At 60.5% G+C, this 15,697-nt stretch carries 15 protein-coding genes and 1 riboswitch; of the genes, 7 read left to right on the top strand and 8 right to left on the bottom strand.

What is annotated here, in order from left to right; genetic code table 11:
• Window positions 1–123 precede the first annotated feature (123 nt).
• The 5 genes from HB376_RS09625 to thiC all read right to left on the bottom strand — a co-directional run bounded on the left by HB376_RS09625 (window position 124) and on the right by thiC (window position 5,502).
• Window positions 124–1,722, bottom strand: a complete 1,599-nt coding sequence (locus tag HB376_RS09625; protein WP_213763410.1) for an L-lactate permease — start codon at window positions 1,720–1,722, stop codon at window positions 124–126.
• A 219-nt stretch (window positions 1,723–1,941) separates the two neighbouring features.
• The gene (locus HB376_RS40895; protein ID WP_255631253.1) at window positions 1,942–2,076 is read right to left on the bottom strand and encodes a hypothetical protein; all 135 of its coding nucleotides are present in this window, start codon (window positions 2,074–2,076) and stop codon (window positions 1,942–1,944) included.
• Between the two features lie 253 nt (window positions 2,077–2,329).
• Window positions 2,330–2,767, bottom strand: a complete 438-nt coding sequence (locus HB376_RS09620) for a hypothetical protein (RefSeq protein ID WP_213763408.1) — start codon at window positions 2,765–2,767, stop codon at window positions 2,330–2,332.
• A gap of 251 nt (window positions 2,768–3,018) precedes the next feature.
• Window positions 3,019–3,231 (bottom strand): glycine zipper 2TM domain-containing protein, encoded by a 213-nt coding sequence (locus tag HB376_RS09615; RefSeq protein ID WP_213763406.1) that lies wholly within the window; start codon window positions 3,229–3,231, stop codon window positions 3,019–3,021.
• Between the two features lie 339 nt (window positions 3,232–3,570).
• Window positions 3,571–5,502, bottom strand: a complete 1,932-nt coding sequence (gene thiC / locus HB376_RS09610) for a phosphomethylpyrimidine synthase ThiC (RefSeq protein WP_213763404.1) — start codon at window positions 5,500–5,502, stop codon at window positions 3,571–3,573.
• 332 nt (window positions 5,503–5,834) lie between these two features.
• Window positions 5,835–5,963: riboswitch (TPP riboswitch) on the bottom strand.
• 374 nt (window positions 5,964–6,337) lie between these two features.
• On the opposite strand from thiC, the gene HB376_RS09605 reads away from it, so the two are divergent.
• Both HB376_RS09605 and HB376_RS41700 read left to right on the top strand, forming a co-directional pair.
• The gene (locus tag HB376_RS09605; protein WP_213763402.1) at window positions 6,338–7,471 is read left to right on the top strand and encodes an EamA family transporter; all 1,134 of its coding nucleotides are present in this window, start codon (window positions 6,338–6,340) and stop codon (window positions 7,469–7,471) included.
• A gap of 454 nt (window positions 7,472–7,925) precedes the next feature.
• Window positions 7,926–9,539, top strand: coding sequence for a Fic family protein (locus HB376_RS41700; RefSeq protein ID WP_213763401.1), 1,614 nt, complete (start codon window positions 7,926–7,928; stop codon window positions 9,537–9,539).
• A gap of 205 nt (window positions 9,540–9,744) precedes the next feature.
• Here HB376_RS41700 and HB376_RS09595 read toward each other — a convergent pair whose 3' ends face one another.
• Together HB376_RS09595 and HB376_RS09590 are read right to left on the bottom strand one after the other, a co-directional pair.
• A complete protein-coding gene (locus tag HB376_RS09595) occupies window positions 9,745–9,885 on the bottom strand; it encodes an entericidin A/B family lipoprotein (protein ID WP_097265959.1) in 141 nt (46 codons plus the stop codon).
• Between the two features lie 366 nt (window positions 9,886–10,251).
• Window positions 10,252–11,658: a sensor histidine kinase gene (locus HB376_RS09590; RefSeq protein WP_213763399.1), complete on the bottom strand. Its 1,407-nt coding sequence runs from the start codon at window positions 11,656–11,658 to the stop codon at window positions 10,252–10,254.
• 220 nt (window positions 11,659–11,878) lie between these two features.
• Between HB376_RS09590 and HB376_RS09585 the strand changes: the two genes are divergently transcribed.
• The 5 genes from HB376_RS09585 to HB376_RS09565 all read left to right on the top strand — a co-directional run bounded on the left by HB376_RS09585 (window position 11,879) and on the right by HB376_RS09565 (window position 14,346).
• Window positions 11,879–12,055: a DUF1328 domain-containing protein gene (locus HB376_RS09585; protein WP_031363849.1), complete on the top strand. Its 177-nt coding sequence runs from the start codon at window positions 11,879–11,881 to the stop codon at window positions 12,053–12,055.
• A gap of 174 nt (window positions 12,056–12,229) precedes the next feature.
• Complete coding sequence (locus HB376_RS09580; protein ID WP_074264073.1) at window positions 12,230–12,391, top strand: DUF1328 family protein; 162 nt, start codon at window positions 12,230–12,232, stop codon at window positions 12,389–12,391.
• A 244-nt stretch (window positions 12,392–12,635) separates the two neighbouring features.
• Window positions 12,636–13,148, top strand: a complete 513-nt coding sequence (locus tag HB376_RS09575) for a ferritin-like domain-containing protein (RefSeq protein WP_255631264.1) — start codon at window positions 12,636–12,638, stop codon at window positions 13,146–13,148.
• A 126-nt stretch (window positions 13,149–13,274) separates the two neighbouring features.
• Window positions 13,275–13,907, top strand: coding sequence for a response regulator transcription factor (locus tag HB376_RS09570; RefSeq protein ID WP_213763395.1), 633 nt, complete (start codon window positions 13,275–13,277; stop codon window positions 13,905–13,907).
• A 13-nt stretch (window positions 13,908–13,920) separates the two neighbouring features.
• A complete protein-coding gene (locus HB376_RS09565) occupies window positions 13,921–14,346 on the top strand; it encodes a response regulator (protein ID WP_213763393.1) in 426 nt (141 codons plus the stop codon).
• A 58-nt stretch (window positions 14,347–14,404) separates the two neighbouring features.
• Here HB376_RS09565 and HB376_RS09560 read toward each other — a convergent pair whose 3' ends face one another.
• Window positions 14,405–15,628, bottom strand: coding sequence for an MFS transporter (locus HB376_RS09560; protein ID WP_213763391.1), 1,224 nt, complete (start codon window positions 15,626–15,628; stop codon window positions 14,405–14,407).
• Window positions 15,629–15,697: the final 69 nt, after the last annotated feature.

The following is a 15,697-nucleotide window of genomic DNA, read 5'->3' as shown; positions in this document are numbered from 1 at the left end:
AGGAACCCGACACACCCGCGCCGCCACATGGGGCGCCAAGTCCTGCCACCCGAATCACGCGCGGCAGGAACACTGACGTTTACAACAACCCAGCAAGCAGCGAGACCGCCGCCCGCTTCCCCTTCAATGCGGAATCATCCACGTCAGCACATTTTGCTGCAGCCAGACCAGCACGCCGAGCAGCACCGTCAGCAGGATGGAGTGCTTGAACGTCTTCGCGAAAACCACGCCTTCCTTGCCTTTCAGTTCGGTGGTGGCTACCCCTGTCGAGATGTTTTGCGGCGAGATCATCTTCCCCATCACGCCGCCCGATGAATTCGTGGCGGCCATAAGGATGGGATTGAGATTGAGCTGCCGTGCCGCGACCACCTGCAGATTGCCGAACAGCGCATTACCCGATGTATCGCTGCCGGACAGAAAGACTGCCACCCAGCCGAGGAACGCCGACACCAGCGGGAAGAATGCTCCCACCGACGCCACCCCGAGGCCCAGCGTGTAGTTCATTCCGGAGTAGTTCATCAGGTACGCGAGCCCGACGATTGTCGCAACCGTCAGAATGGCGATGCGCGTCTGCACCCAGGTATCCACGATTGACGCACCGAACTCGCTCGCCGGCAGCCGCACGATCAGGGCGGTAATGATCGATGCCACCAGGATCGCGGTGCCGGTCGCGAGCGGCTGAAAGTCCCAGATCGCGCCGTATGGCTGGTTATAGAGCGTGATGAAAACAGCTTTGTCGAGGCCCGGCCATGGCACCTTGACGTCGCCGATCAGGAAGATCTTTGCGATCGTCCACACGATCACCACCACCGACACCACAATCCATGGCACCCAGCCCTGCCCACCGGAAAGCTTGCCGCGGACCTGCGCCGCCCGATCGACGTTGACGGCGAAGCGCTCGTCCGGGGCAGGTTTCCAGACGCGCAGGAACGCGATCGTGAGGATCAGCGAAACCATTGACGCGAGCACGTCGGTGAGCGAGTAGCTGATGTAGTTCGCCGTGACGAATTGCGTGAGCGAGAACGTCCCGCCGGCCACCAGCAGTACCGGCCAGATCTTGAGCATGTTGCGAAAGCCCGCGTACACGCCGATCACATAGAACGGCAGCAGCAGCGCGAAGAACGGCAACTGGCGGCCGACCATCTTGGCGAGCAGGTCAGGGGAGAGGTGAGTCACCGCGCCGAGCACGGTGATTGGCACACCGAGCGCGCCGAACGCGACCGGTGCCGTATTGAAGATCAGCGTGAAGGTGAGCGCTTCGAGCGTCGGAAAGCCGAGCAGGATCAGCAGCGAACTCGTAATGGCGATCGGCGTGCCGAACCCGGAGATGCCTTCCAGCAGCGCGCCGAAGGAGAAGCCGATCACGACCAGCACGATTCGCCGGTCGTTCGGGAGGTTGTCGATCATCCATATCCGGAACGCTTCGAAACGGCCCGAACGCTGCGCGATGTTATAGAGCAGGATCGCGGTGAAGACGATCCACATGACCGGCCAGACGGCGAACACGGCGCCTGCCGCGACGGAATCAATCGCCAGGCCAACGGGGAAGTGCCATACCGCGATGGCTACCACTATGCCAACAATCAATCCGGCGAGCGACGCTTGCCAGGCAGGCCGGCGTGCCCAACCGAGCAGGGCCAGCACGACTGCGATAGGCAGCACGGCGACGAGAAAGGACAAGCCGAGTGAGCCGCCGACGGGCGTCAGAATCTGGTGAAACATATCGTCTCCTGTTTTTTATTCTGCTGGACGCGCGGCGTTCTCCGGTCATGGCGACCGGTACTAACACCCCCGTGAGCTCGGTCGCGTTGCAATAAACGCGCCGCCGCTCGACGCACCGTTGCAACTAAGCGCTTGCCTAATGCGTCTGGACTAAGGATAGAGCGAGGATGGCGCGCGTCAAGGACGGATTAACCATACCTTCGGGGTTGTATCGAAGCTTTAGGGCGTGGTGGGTTCGTGTGTCTTTGACGCGTCGGTCTCGGGCGAGTCGTGTGAAACGCGGCGCAACAGCCAGATGGAGATCACGCCAAGGCAGGCGGCAAGCCAGAGCAGAACCAGCGCGAAGACCAGCATGATGAGGATTCCTGTAGCGGTAGCGCCCGGGGTGGCGTAGCTATCACGAACATCAGCGAAAATCGTGCCATATCACACTGATTGCCATGGAGCCGTCCCGGACGCGCTATTTACGCGACCGGACAGCGCGGACAATCAGGGCACACAAAAGCGAACCGCGCTATTGCAGCGCGGTTCGCGTGAAAGCGTTACATCGAACGAGTAAGCCTCGCCCGGGCGGAAAAGCAGAGGGCGAACCGCTCAGTGATGACGCTCAGTGACGATAATAATGTCCGCGCCCACCGCCACCGTACCAGCCAAAGCCGACCGACAGCGATGGTCCATACCCGTACGCGGGATAACCGTAGCCGCCGTAATAAGCCGGATAGGGCGCGTAGACCGGATAGCTCGGGTAATAAGCGGGATACGGCGCATAGGCGACAGGCGGCGCAGCAACGTACTGCGGTGTTGTTGACGCATACGCGGAGGGGGGCGGATTGTCGCTGCCTTGGTAGCTCTGCGCATATCCGGTGCCGGGCGCCCCTGCAGGAGCGACGGGAATCTCTTGCTGCGTTTGTGCTGTGCTGACTACCGGGGTGCCCGGATAGGGTGGATACGCTGGGTAATAACCATACGAACCATACGGCACGTAGTAGCAAGCGCTCAAGCTCAAAGCGCCCAAGAGGGCGGATAGTGCGAGCTTTGGGCTCATGATGCGGCTCCTCGTTGCGTCGAAACGCGACCGTTCGAATGAACGGGATGTCAGGAGCCTAGCGCATCGCCGAAACACGGGAAAGCACGGGGCGTTACCCAATGTTTCGATCTGTTTCACTGGACGGGATGGCGGGCGCACCCACTTAAATTGAGTTGTACCGGCCGCTGTATTCGTTGAAGTGAGGCGACCGGGCAAAGCGTGCCGGATAAAACATCATCTGGCACGCTGACATCACGCTGACGTTCAACCTACTTGCCGACCTGGTTACCGATCAGGCCGCCCGCTGCCGCGCCGCCCACTGTCGATAGCGCACTGCCGCCAAGCGCTGCTCCAGCCACGCCGCCGACACCTGCGCCGACAGCCGTATCGCGTTGACGGGTGCTCATTTGATCGCATGCAGACAGGCCGCCGAGAAGTGCGGCAATCAGAGTCGCAGCGCCAATCTGTTTGATCTTGTCCATTTCAACTCTCCAAAAACGATGAATCACGAAGGCGTAACGGGTTGCTATCAAACCGGCGAGGCTCTTGTCGTACATGCGGTGCATGCCGCGCATGATTTGCGCTGAGCGGGTGAGCCTCACTGTCCACGTCCAACCCGGCGGCGAAAAGACAGTTCCTGCCGGTTCCTTCAATGAAGAAGCAGAAACGGTGCCCGACCGTCGTATTCAGCAGACAAGTACGGGATTGAGCGTCCTCCAACGCAAAACGGCCTGTCGCATGTGACATGCGACAGGCCGTTTCTATTTTCACCGGGTCATCGTGCTTTACGGGCGACCGGCGTGGTCGTTGCTTGCTCGTTCTTACGTGCGCTGGTAAATCTCAGCGCCCTTTTTCACGAACTCGATCGCCTTCGTTTCCATGCCTTGCTTCAGCGCCTCGATATCCGATACCCCTTGCTTCGCCGCATATTCACGGACGTCCTGGGTGATCTTCATCGAACAGAAATGCGGGCCGCACATCGAGCAGAAATGCGCGACTTTGGCTGAGTCCTTCGGCAGGGTTTCGTCGTGGAATTCACGCGCCTTGTCCGGATCGAGTCCGAGATTGAACTGGTCGTCCCAGCGGAATTCGAAGCGCGCCTTGGAGAGCGCGTTGTCCCGCACCTGAGCACCCGGATGACCTTTCGCCAGATCGGCGGCGTGCGCCGCGAGCTTGTACGTGATGATGCCGATCTTCACGTCGTCCTTGTTCGGCAGGCCCAGATGTTCCTTCGGCGTGACGTAGCAGAGCATGGCCGTGCCGAACCAGCCGATCATCGCCGCCCCAATCCCCGACGTGATGTGGTCGTATCCCGGCGCGATATCAGTGGTGAGCGGTCCAAGCGTGTAGAACGGCGCTTCGTCGCACCAGTCGAGTTGCAGGTCCATGTTCTCCTTGATGAGCTGCATCGGCACATGGCCCGGACCTTCGATCATCACCTGCACGTCATGTTTCCACGCAATCTGCGTCAGCTCGCCGAGCGTCTTCAGTTCGCCGAGTTGGGCTTCGTCGTTGGCGTCGTAGATCGAGCCGGGACGCAGGCCGTCGCCGAGCGAAAAGCTCACGTCGTAGGCCTTCATGATTTCGCAGATGTCTTCGAAGTGCTCGTACAGGAAGCTTTCCTTGTGATGCGCCAGACACCATTTCGCCATGATCGACCCGCCGCGCGAGACAATGCCCGTCATGCGGTTCGCGGTCATCGGCACGTAGCGCAACAACACGCCGGCGTGGATCGTGAAGTAATCCACACCCTGTTCCGCCTGTTCGATCAGCGTGTCGCGGAAGATTTCCCAGGTCAGGTCTTCGGCCTTGCCGTTGACCTTTTCGAGCGCCTGATAAATAGGCACCGTGCCAATTGGCACCGGGCTATTGCGGATGATCCACTCGCGCGTTTCATGAATATGCTTGCCGGTCGAGAGATCCATGACCGTGTCGCCGCCCCAGCGGATCGCCCAGGTCATCTTGTCGACTTCTTCGCCAATTGACGACGTCACCGCCGAATTGCCGATATTCGCGTTGATCTTCACCAGGAAGTTCCGGCCGATGATCATCGGCTCGCTTTCCGGGTGGTTGATATTCGCCGGGATGATCGCGCGGCCGCGGGCGACTTCCTCGCGCACGAACTCGGCCGTGATTTCCTTGGGCGCGTTCGCACCGAAGGCCTGGGCGCCGAACGCCTGGCCCGGATGCTGGCGGCCCATCATCGTGGCGAGCTTTTCGCCGTTCGGGCCGCTCGTGCGCAGCGATTCCAGATATTCAGCGCGGCGCTGGTTCTCGCGGATCGCGATGTATTCCATCTCCGGCGTGATGATGCCCTGGCGCGCGTAGTGCATCTGCGAGACGTTCTTGCCCGGCACAGCGCGGCGCGGCGTGCGATGCAAGCCTTTGAAACGCAGGTCGGCGGTGGCCGGATCGGCGGCGCGCTCACGGCCGAAGTTGCTTGAGAGACCACCGAGCGACTCCGTATCGCCTCGTTCTTCGATCCAGCCCTGGCGCACGGCCGGCAGACCCGATCGGATATCGATCTTGGCTTCCGGGTCCGAATACGGGCCGGAGCAATCGTAGACATAGACCGGCGGATTTTTTTCGCTGCCGAAACTTTCGTTGGTATCGGATTGGGTGATTTCACGCATCGGCACGCGGATGTCGGGACGTGAGCCCGTCACGTAGATCTTGCGTGAATTGGGCAGCGGCGCGATGGCGGCAGCGTCGACGACGGCGTCGTCGGACAGGAATTTCGGATTGGCGTTCATGCGGCTCTCCTGTGTCGACCGGAATTAGCGTGTCTACCGGAGCGGGCGCGTCGACCAGAGTGGGCGCTTTGGCGCTTATTCTGGTCCCATGGCGCTCACTCCGATCCCATGCGCTTACTCCGGTCCCATGCAAATGGTTGCTGTGGGGACGGATGTTTCCCAGCCGGTCCGCGAAAAAACGCCAAACGCGCGAAATTGCACGAATGGCATCAATTAGCACGAGAACCGGCTGAGTCAAACGCTAGCTACGGGAGACCGAAGAAAAGCAGAGAAGAAGGCGGGCGGACTTGGCAGGGAACGCGAGGAAGAGATAGACCCAAAAGACCCCAGCGCTGCGAAATCCGAACGCTTCCCTGCGCTGGCATTATCCAGATCAGGTTCAAAGGGTATTTCTCACCCGCGACACACGGACAATCCGGTGACAGATTGCGATGTGCAGCGCAGGACCCCCGCGTTAGCAGTCGCAACAATACACCTCGCCGTAGCGTGTTGGCAACCATCTGTAACACTCCCGCGTGCGTGTGCATGGCTTACTGCATAATGGCGACCACCGTGTTTTCCCGGATGCGGTCCGATATTTTTCACGAAACGGTCCGGCAAACTCGCGGCGGCTCCTGCCGGCTTTTTGAGCCGTTATCGAGCTTCGGCACGTTGTTGCCCGACCCCTTTTCCTGCTTCCGACATGTTGTCCTGCCTTGCCCGTTTTGCCGCGACGCTCAAGCGGCATGCGCGCCGCTCTTTGTTTCCCCCGGTCCCGGGTGAAACGAAACCGGCGGTTGTAGGCCTGCCCGTTTGGCCGGCTGACGTTGCAATCATCTTCGTCGCGGAGTAACGGATGTCCACACCGTTGCCGCCCGCGCGGTCGTCTGATTCCGATTCTTCAGCTTCGCCGTTTGTGCCACCGGCACAACCTCCGCAGTCGCAGCCCTCGGCCGACGTGTTGCCGTTTCCGCACGCAGCAACCAACGCGCCATCGCCATCGCCATCGCCATCGGCGGACGTTCTGCCAGGCGTGACGAGTCCGCAACCCTTGGCCGATACCCCTGCGCGTCGCCTGTTCAATCTTCCCGGCCATTTCCCGTTCCGCCTTCCCGCGACGCGCGGCGGCCGGGTAGCGCTTGCCCTTTGCGTCGTGTACCTCGTATGGGGTTCGACCTACATGGCGGTGCATCTGTCGCTGGAAGCGTTCCCGCCGCTGATGCTGTCCGGGTTGCGCAACTTGTTCGCCGGCATCGGTTTGTTCATCTTTGCTGCGCGTCGGGACCCGGTCTGGCCGACTTTCGCCGAAGTGCGAAACGCCGCGGCGGTCGGAACGTTGCTTGTGGGTTTGTCGAGCGGAATGCTCGCGTTCGGTATGCGCACGGTCGAGACCGGCACTGCCGCGGTCATGGTGGCGACCGTGCCGTTGTTCGCCACGGTCATCGCCGCGATTGCCGGCCGCAAAGTGGCGAAGGGTGAGTGGGTCGCCGTCGGGCTTGGGCTGGTCGGGATTGCGTTGCTGAATCACGGCGATCCGTCGTCGGGTTCAACCGCCGGCAGTCTTGCGATCCTGTGCGGCGCAGTTTTCTGGGCAGGCGGCTCGTTTCTCGCGGGGCGTCTGAAGCTGCCGTCCGACCTGCTGGTATCGACTGCACTGCAGATCGGCCTTGGCGGGGCGATGGCGACGATCGTTGCGTGGGTGTCGGGCGAACGTATCGTGAGCATGGGGTTCACGCCGTTTTTGGCTTATCTCTACCTGATGCTCGTCGGTTCGATGGCCGCGTATGTTGCGTATGCGTACCTGATTCGCCACACGAGTCCGATTATCGCGAGCAGCTGCATGTACGTGAATCCCGTGGTGGCCGTGGTGATAGGTGCGCTGTTTCTCGGCGAAGTGATCACGAAGTGGACCGTGATGGCAACCCTCATCATTCTGGCGAGCGTGGGTTTGTCGTTCTGGTTCGATTACAAGAGGCGTGGGCTGGTTTGACGGCGGGCGTGACGGCTGACAGTTCAAAAACGGCTGACCGTTTCGGAGACTTCCGGAGAAACGGTCAGCTTTTTTTATGGGGCGACTGGATAGTCGGGAAAAAACAGAACCCCGGGCTTGTGCTCGCTCGACGGCGTGAAACCCGGTTTCCACGCTGCCAACTGCCGGACAACTCCACGACTATGTCAGATAAAACCGTCTGCCGTCGCATGGTTTTCGCGAACAACCGGGCGAGAAACAGCCATAAATTGACATCGATAGTCTCGGCAAATTAATGGCATAGAGCCTTGACAGCATTGGCTCTGCCCAATTTATTGCTCAACTTCGCCTCGAGAAAAAGCATAAAACTCTAATTATAGTAAAGCACAAAACTCGAGTTATAGTTCGACACAAAACTCTGGATATAATACGACACAAAACTCTAATTATGGTCTGAAGTCCCGGAGCGAACCGCGTGGCTGCACCCAACGAAAAACTGGCCTCTTCCCTGTCAATCCTCAAAGCGCTGCAGGACAGGGGCCTTTCCGTATTCCAGATCAGTACGCATCCCGAGCTCACCCGCACACACCGTGAGCGGCTCCAGAATGCCGGTTTCCTGAAGCTCGTCATTCAAGGCTGGTATCAGTCGAACAATCCGGAAGACGCGGAGGGCGACTCGACGCATTGGTACGCGAACATGGAGACCTTCGTGGCCGCGTATGCCCACTCCAGGTTTGCAGACCAATGGCAGGTGAGCCCCGAGCTTTCGCTCCTCAAGCACAGTGGCCACACGAGTATCGAAAAGCAGATCCTGCTTTACTCGCCGCTCGCGACCAACCAGCCTCAAGCATTGCCTCACGGCTGTTCCATGTTTCTCTATCGGACGAAGCCTGACATGCTGGTGGACGGCCGTGCGCCGAACGCGAGTGGGCTCATGTTGATTCCTGTGCCTGAAGCGCTGATTCGGGCAAGTCCGAGCTTTTTCCACACGCACGAGCTTGCCGCACAGATTGTCACGCGTCAGGTCGATATCACCACGCTCACCGCCCGATTGCTCGAGGGCGGCCATAGTGTCGTTGCCGGCCGTATGGCGGGAGCCTTGCGGGCCGTCGGCCGTGATCAGGACGCCGACCAGCTCCTCGATACGATGAAAGCGGCGGCCTACGTGGTGGTCGTTGATAACCCGTTCGAGCGGCCGCTGGCCCATATTGGCGGCCGGATGAACGAGTCACCTTATGTGCAGCGCATCCAGGCCATGTGGTCGGGCATGCGGGACATGGTGATCGATCGCTTCCGCGATATTCCTCGCTTGCCGAACCCCGACAGCGAAGCGCTCCTGCACGACATAGAGGCAAGGTACGTCGCGGACGCTTACCACTCGTTGTCTATCGAAGGGTATCGGGTCAGCACCGACCTGATCGCGAAGGTTCGAAATGGCGACTGGAGCCCCCTGACCAACAAGGAAGACCGGCTGACGCGCGATGCCATGGCGGCCAAAGGTTACGCGGAGACCCATGCCCGGGTCCGCTCCCTGATTGGCCGCGTAGTGGCTCAAGCTGACGATCCTTCTACCACCCTCAAGCGAGATTTTTCACAGTGGTACGTGACGCTGTTTTCGCCGAGCGTGACCGCGGGTATCTTGAAGGCGAGCGATCTGGCCGGGTATCGAAACAACAACGTGTTCATTCGAAATGCGTTGCATGTACCGCTCGCGCCTGAAGCGGTACGGGATTGCATGCCGGCGCTCTTCGACCTGCTGCAGGCAGAAGAGCACCCCGGCGTGCGAGCAGTATTGGGTCATTTCATCTTCGTGTTTATCCACCCCTACATGGACGGCAATGGCCGCCTCAGCCGCTTTCTCATGAACTACCTGCTGACCACGGGCGGCTACCTTTGGACCATCGTGACCGTTCAGTCCCGTAGCGCGTATCTGGCGGCGCTCGAACAGGCCAGCACGTACCGGAACATCAAGCCTTTCGCCGATCTGATTGGCGGTCTTATCGAATCGCAGGCGGCCGAACCGATCGAGCGCATCACGCAGCGCCCCGAGGCGGGAAGCTGGACCGCTTTACCGCCTGCTTCTGACTGATGCGCGTTCGTGGGTCTTTAGCCAAGACACAAAAAAAGAACCTCCGCTAAGGGAGGTTCTTTTTGATCGTCGGTTTGATCGGATCTCACGACCCGTTCCGTCGTGGGCGCGGGGTCACAAAACCTGGGAGCCAGTGAAGACAGCAGTAGGCACATTGCCGGCGGCCGCTAATTCACTAACCGCCAGCTATCTGTCGCCAGCTTACTTACTCCGCGTTGTGCTTATCGGCCGAATTCGTGATGGCGTTGCCGCCCTTCGAAAGGTCCTGGCCGGCGCCGGCCACTGTATTGCAAGCTGCAAGTGCGGCAGTTCCAACGATCAACAGCAAAGCGATAAGTCGAGTCATGAGCAATTCCCCTTGAGTTTGATGCGGGTCCGCTGGCCGTTCGGCCATGAGAGCGTGCCCGATGTTCGAATCCTGGCCACCGGTGTCCGGCTGCAAAAGCGCCTGCAAAAGCAGTTGCCCGACACATTGCGGCCTTGGCAACGACCGATCCTTGAAACAGTTTTGCCGGGCTTGAACAAGCAACAAAACCCATGACGACTGCCGCTTCGATCGACCATGCCGGTCTGAAGAATCATAAAAAACTGCGCGTTCGCAAGCTGTAGGCGCGGATGTTTTTATCGTGTAGGAGCAGTCTGCAACTTGTGTCGGCGCCGTCCTACAAGCGTAGTGCGAGCGCCAGGTAAAGAGCCAACAGGCGGTGGACCCTTAAGCATCGAAGTTACGCACGCGGGGCATGGTGACGCGGATATCAGTGCCACGCGGCTGGCGTCGTTCGATCTCGATACGGCCGCCGCGCGCGCTGACCCGCTGGCGCATGCCCAGCAGTCCATGCGTATGCGTGCGCTGCAGGTCCTGTGGGCGGATGCCGACGCCGTCATCGGCGATATGCATCGATACCCGCTCGTCATCCAGCGCCAGCGCAATCGACACGCTCGACGCCCGCGCGTATTTGGCCGCGTTCGTCAGCGATTCCTGCGCGACCCGGAACAACGCGATTTCGACTTCTTCACCGAGCTTGATGTCGTCGGCGGGGAGCGCGAGTTCGAGCGTCCAGCCGGTGCGTTGCGCGGTTTCATCGGCGAGGGTGCGCAACGCCGTGACCAGCCCGAAATTGGCAAGAACGGTTGGCCGCATGTCTTCGATAATCCGCCGCTTCAGCGCAATCCCCTGATCAAGGTTCGCGAGCGCACGGCCAAGTTTCTCGGCCATCGCGGGCTCGGCGCCCTTGAGCTTGTTGTTGACCCACGCCACATCCATCTTGCTGGCCGTCAGGATCGAACCGAGTTCATCGTGCAGTTCGCGGGCAAGCTGGGTCTTCTCGTTTTCACTCACCGATTGCAAATGCCACGCGAGCGCTTCAAGTTGCCGCGTGCGGTCGAACACTAGCTGGTCGAGCTCCTCTTGCTGCGTAATCAGCTTTTGCTGCACACGATCCTGCTTGTCCAGCTGGATACCGAGATTGCGAAACAACAGCAGGAACAACACGATATTCAACGCGCACAACGCGCCCACGCAGAACGTGGAAATGCGTTGGTCGGCGCGGCTCGCATCGAGCGCGGACTGCGCCCGGCGTTCTTCATTCACACGCAGCAGGGCGAGCGCGCTGTCGAGGATATCGGTACTCGATGCAGCGTCTGAACCGGAGCGAGCGGCTAGTCCCGCATTGATCCGGGCATCGAGGATTGCGCTGACTTGCCTGAAACTGGCGAGCGCGGTGTCGTCCGCTTTTTGGCGATAGTACGCATCCAGCGACGCAACCGTTTGTTTGATCCTCGCCGCCGCTGCGTTGTAGTGGGCGGTGTAGGTGTTGCCGGGCGCCAGGCGGAACGCGCGTTCATCGGCAGTCAGCGACGCGATGTCCGCCGCCAGCGCGGTCAACTGCGTGGTGGCGCCTTTCGCGTCGAGCGCGGTCTCATATTCCGCGGCAATGCGCATGCGGCCCGATTCGAGTATCACGAGGCCGCCAACGGTAATCACAATGGCGACGGTCATTGCGACGGCCCAGCTCCAGCGGCGCATCCAGCCGTTCAGACGCGCGCTGAACCGGGTTGCGCGCCGCGTGACGCCTGCTACCGGATTCGCCGCGCCGCCTTCGTGCAAAGAGGAAGTCATAGGGAGTCGCCGGGTTTTCTGTCCGGCCAGTGTAACTTTTCACGCCGCGGCGGGCTGATCGAATTATGTTTGGCTAGCGCTTGATCGGTGGCAGGCCAGAAGTGAATTGAAAGCGTTTGTCGGTGATGTCCTACACGAAAAACGGCGTGCATCCAGATGGCAGCCCATAACCGCGTCGCTAACATCCTGTTACTAGTCCAACTTTATTGGGGATCCGATCATGTTGAAGTGGGCATTGTTTTTCGCCATTGTCGCCATCGTCGCGGGCTTGCTGGGCTTCACCGGCGTGGCAGCGGGCGCGGCCAGCATCGCGAAGTTCCTGTTCGTGCTGTTCCTGATCTTGTGCGTGGTATTCCTCGTGCTCGGTTTTATCGTGACGAAGAAAATAGTCGATTAGCGGCTGTAGCCATCGGTACTTGAATCTCGCATGCTTCGAGCGGCTTTATCTGAACCCTGTTCGACGGGTGGCCGACTTCACGCTGTATGGCAATCGTCCACCCGAGTCGTCCTGAAAGCCGGATTCGATGCCCGATCCCAGGCCCATAAGAACCCAACGAGATGGAAGGTTGCCATGCTCCATTACGCGGTCGTTTTTTTCATCATCGCGATTATCGCGGCTGTGTTCGGCTTTACCGGGATTGCAGCAGGGGCTGCGGAGATCGCGAAGATCCTGTTCTACATCTTTCTCGTGGTTTTCGTTGTTACGTTGCTGCTGGGCGTGTTTCGAACGTGATGTTAGCGAGCAGGCACGCGGTATGCGAGCCGTAACAAAGTGACTGAGCAAAAGTGACTGAGGACGGCAGTCCGGGTCTATATCCGGCGAGGCTGCCGTCACGAACCTGTCGAACCTCTTCAACCGCCGAACAAAAGATCCATTCTCTTTCTGGAGCACATCAATGTCGAAATCGTCTGCTGTAAAAGCTGCCCCGGCACAATCGAAGGAACCCGGCCGGAAATCCGATCCGTTCGTACTGGACATGGAAAAAATTCGCGCCAGCGCGCGTCAGCACATGGACGATGGCTCGGTCACGTCGACGTATGGCGCGGACAAGGAAGCCGTGCTGAAGCTGCTGAACGATTCACTTGCAACGGAGATTGTCTGCACGCTGCGCTACAAACGCCACTATTTCATGGCGAAGGGCATCCATTCGGAAGCTGTCGCGTCGGAATTCGCGCAGCACGCGACCGAAGAGCAGGAACATGCCGACACCATCGCCGAGCGCATCGTCCAGTTGGGCGGCGAGCCGAATTTCGCACCCGACAGTCTCGCGTCACGCTCGCATTCCGAGTACAAGGAAGGCAGCAATCTGATCGACATGATTCGCGAGAACCTGATAGCGGAACGCATTGCGATCGATACATATAGTGAAATCGTTCGCTACCTCGGCGAAAAGGATGTCACCACGCGCCGGATCTTCGAAACGATCCTGGCGGTCGAGGAAGAGCACGCCGACGACATGGCCGATCTGCTCGACGGCCTCGACGGCTGACCCGAACCGCGCATTTAGCGGTAAAAAGAATGCTGAAGAAGCCCCGGGACGACGCGCGGCGGGATGACTCCCGCCGCGCGTCGTCAGTACAATGATTCACGATAAAAACGGCTGCAGGCAGCGCAGATGATTCGAGTGTTGATAGCGGACGACCACGCCATTGTGCGGAGCGGATTCCGGCAATTCGTCGCCGATGAACCCGACATGGAAGTCGCCGCCGAAGCGTCCACCGGTGACGAAACCATCGCGCTCGTGCGCGAAAGCGCGTTCGACGTGGTGCTGCTGGACATCGCGATGCCGGATAAGAACGGTATAGATACGTTACGCGTGATCAAGCAGATCCGCCCGGAGCAGGGCGTGCTGATGCTGTCGGGTTATCCGGAAAGCCAGTACGCGATCAATCTGCTGCGCGCCGGTGCCAACGGGTATCTCAACAAGGACGCGGCGCCCGACGAAATCGTGCGTGCCATTCGGACGGTGGCGCGGGGCCACCGCTACCTGTCGGAGTTCATTGCCGACGCACTCGCCGACAAGCTCGAAAAACCCGCCACCGAACGGCCGCACGAAGCCTTGTCCGAGCGCGAGTTCCAGATTTTTTGCAAGCTTGCGGGCGGCCAGATTCCGACCGAAATAGCGGAGGAGCTGCATTTATCGGTGAAGACGATCAGCACATATCGCGCACGCGTTCTCGAAAAAATGCGGCTCGCGAACAATGCCGATCTAACGTATTACGCGATCAAGAATGGCTTGATCGAGTAGGAGGGTGCCCGCCGTGGGCCAACAAACGAGCGTCGATAAAACCGGTCTCGCGCACAAGCGGCCGCTGAGCGTGCTGTTGATCGAAGACTCGCCGTTGATCCGGCGCAGCCTGGTGGAAGCGATCGATGCGTCCGGTGAGCTGCGCGTCACCGCTTGGGCGGACACGCCCGAGACGGCGATCGGTCTGCTGGAAGCGCAGGGATTCGACGCCGTGATTGTTGATCTGCAACTGAAGCACGGTTCCGGCGTCGAGGTGCTGGCGTATCTGCAACGCACCGGAATGACCGATTCGACCTTCGCCGCCGTGCTCACGAACCATGCACTGCCGGCGTACCGCGAGCGCTGCCTGCAATACGGCGTGCGCCATTTCTTCGATAAATCCCTGGAATTCGACCGCGTTCTCGACGCGCTGCATCATTACGCCCGCGCGCGGGATTAAGCGGGGACTGAGCGTGATCAGGCGCGTGAGTCACGCCTGCCTTGATCAGACCTCCGGCTCAGGCGCTTTTCGAACGGCTGCGCGAATGGCTCAGGCCGGCAAGCCCGGTGGCCGCCAATCCCGCAATACACACGCCGACCCATCCGAACGCATGCCATGCCAGCGATGCAACAGCCGACCCCACGGCGCCGCCAATGAAATAGACCACCATGTACACGGTATTCACACGGCTGCGCGCCTCGGGCTTGAGCGCGTAGATTCTCGATTGATTCGATATCTGCGCGGCTTGCACGCCCACATCGAGCACGATCACGCCGATCACCAGTCCCACGAGGCTGCGTCCCGACAGCGCGAACACCACGAACGACACAGCCACGAGCACGATGCACAGCGACACCACCGCGCGCGGCCCGCGCTTGTCCGCGGACTTGCCGGCGAGCGGCGCGGCCAGTGCGCCCGCTGCACCGACAATGCCGAACAGCCCGGCCGCCTGAGGGCCGAGATGGAACGGCTCGCCCGCGAGCAACAACGTGAGCACCGACCAGAAGATGCTGAAGGCCGCGAACAGGGCGCCTCCAGTCATCGACGCCTCGCGCAGCGCCGGCGACTCGACCACGAGATGCCACATCGACACGAGCAGCCGGCCGTACGGCAGCGTGGAAGTCGGTTTGCTGCGCGGCAGGCGCATGACCACGAGGATAGCGAGCCCGATGGTCGCGCCGACGGAGGCGCCATACACTGCTCGCCAGCCGAAATACTCCGCGACGAAACCCGAGACCGTGCGCGCAAGGAGAATGCCGATCAGCAAGCCGCTCATCACCGTGCCGACCGCGTGACCGCGTTGCGCGGGAGGCGCGAGTTCGGCGGCGAACGGCACGGCTTGTTGCGCGATGGTTGCCACGATACCGAGCGCCAGGCTCGCGGCGATCAGCACGCCGAGCGTGGGCGCGGCTGTTGCCGCAACGAGCGCGATGCCGAGTGCGGCCAGTTGCAGAAGGATGATCAGGCGGCGATCGAAGCGATCGCCGAGCGGCGCTAGCAATAACATGCCGATCGCGTAGCCGAGTTGCGTGACGGCAGGCACCGCGCCGATCATCCCCGCGCTTTCCGGGAACGACGCGCGAAACGCCGCGAGCAGCGGCTGATTCGTATAGATATTCGCGACCGATACGCCTGCGATCGTCGCCAGGACGAGCAGCGTCGCCCGCGAGTAGTGCTGGTGGGGCTGGTGGTGCGGCTGATTCGGGGCGTGGGAATTTGAATCGGTGGCGGCAGCGGACATGGGCGAGGCCTCGAGGATTCAACGCATGAAGCGAGCCGCCGATGATACTAAAGACGACGAGGGGCCGCT

Source organism: Caballeronia sp. dw_19 (assembly GCF_018449515.1).
In the GTDB taxonomy this organism is placed as follows: Bacteria; Pseudomonadota; Gammaproteobacteria; order Burkholderiales; family Burkholderiaceae; genus Caballeronia.
The sequence above is the reverse complement of the archived record's forward strand: the minus strand, read 5'-3'. Positions and strand labels throughout refer to the sequence as shown.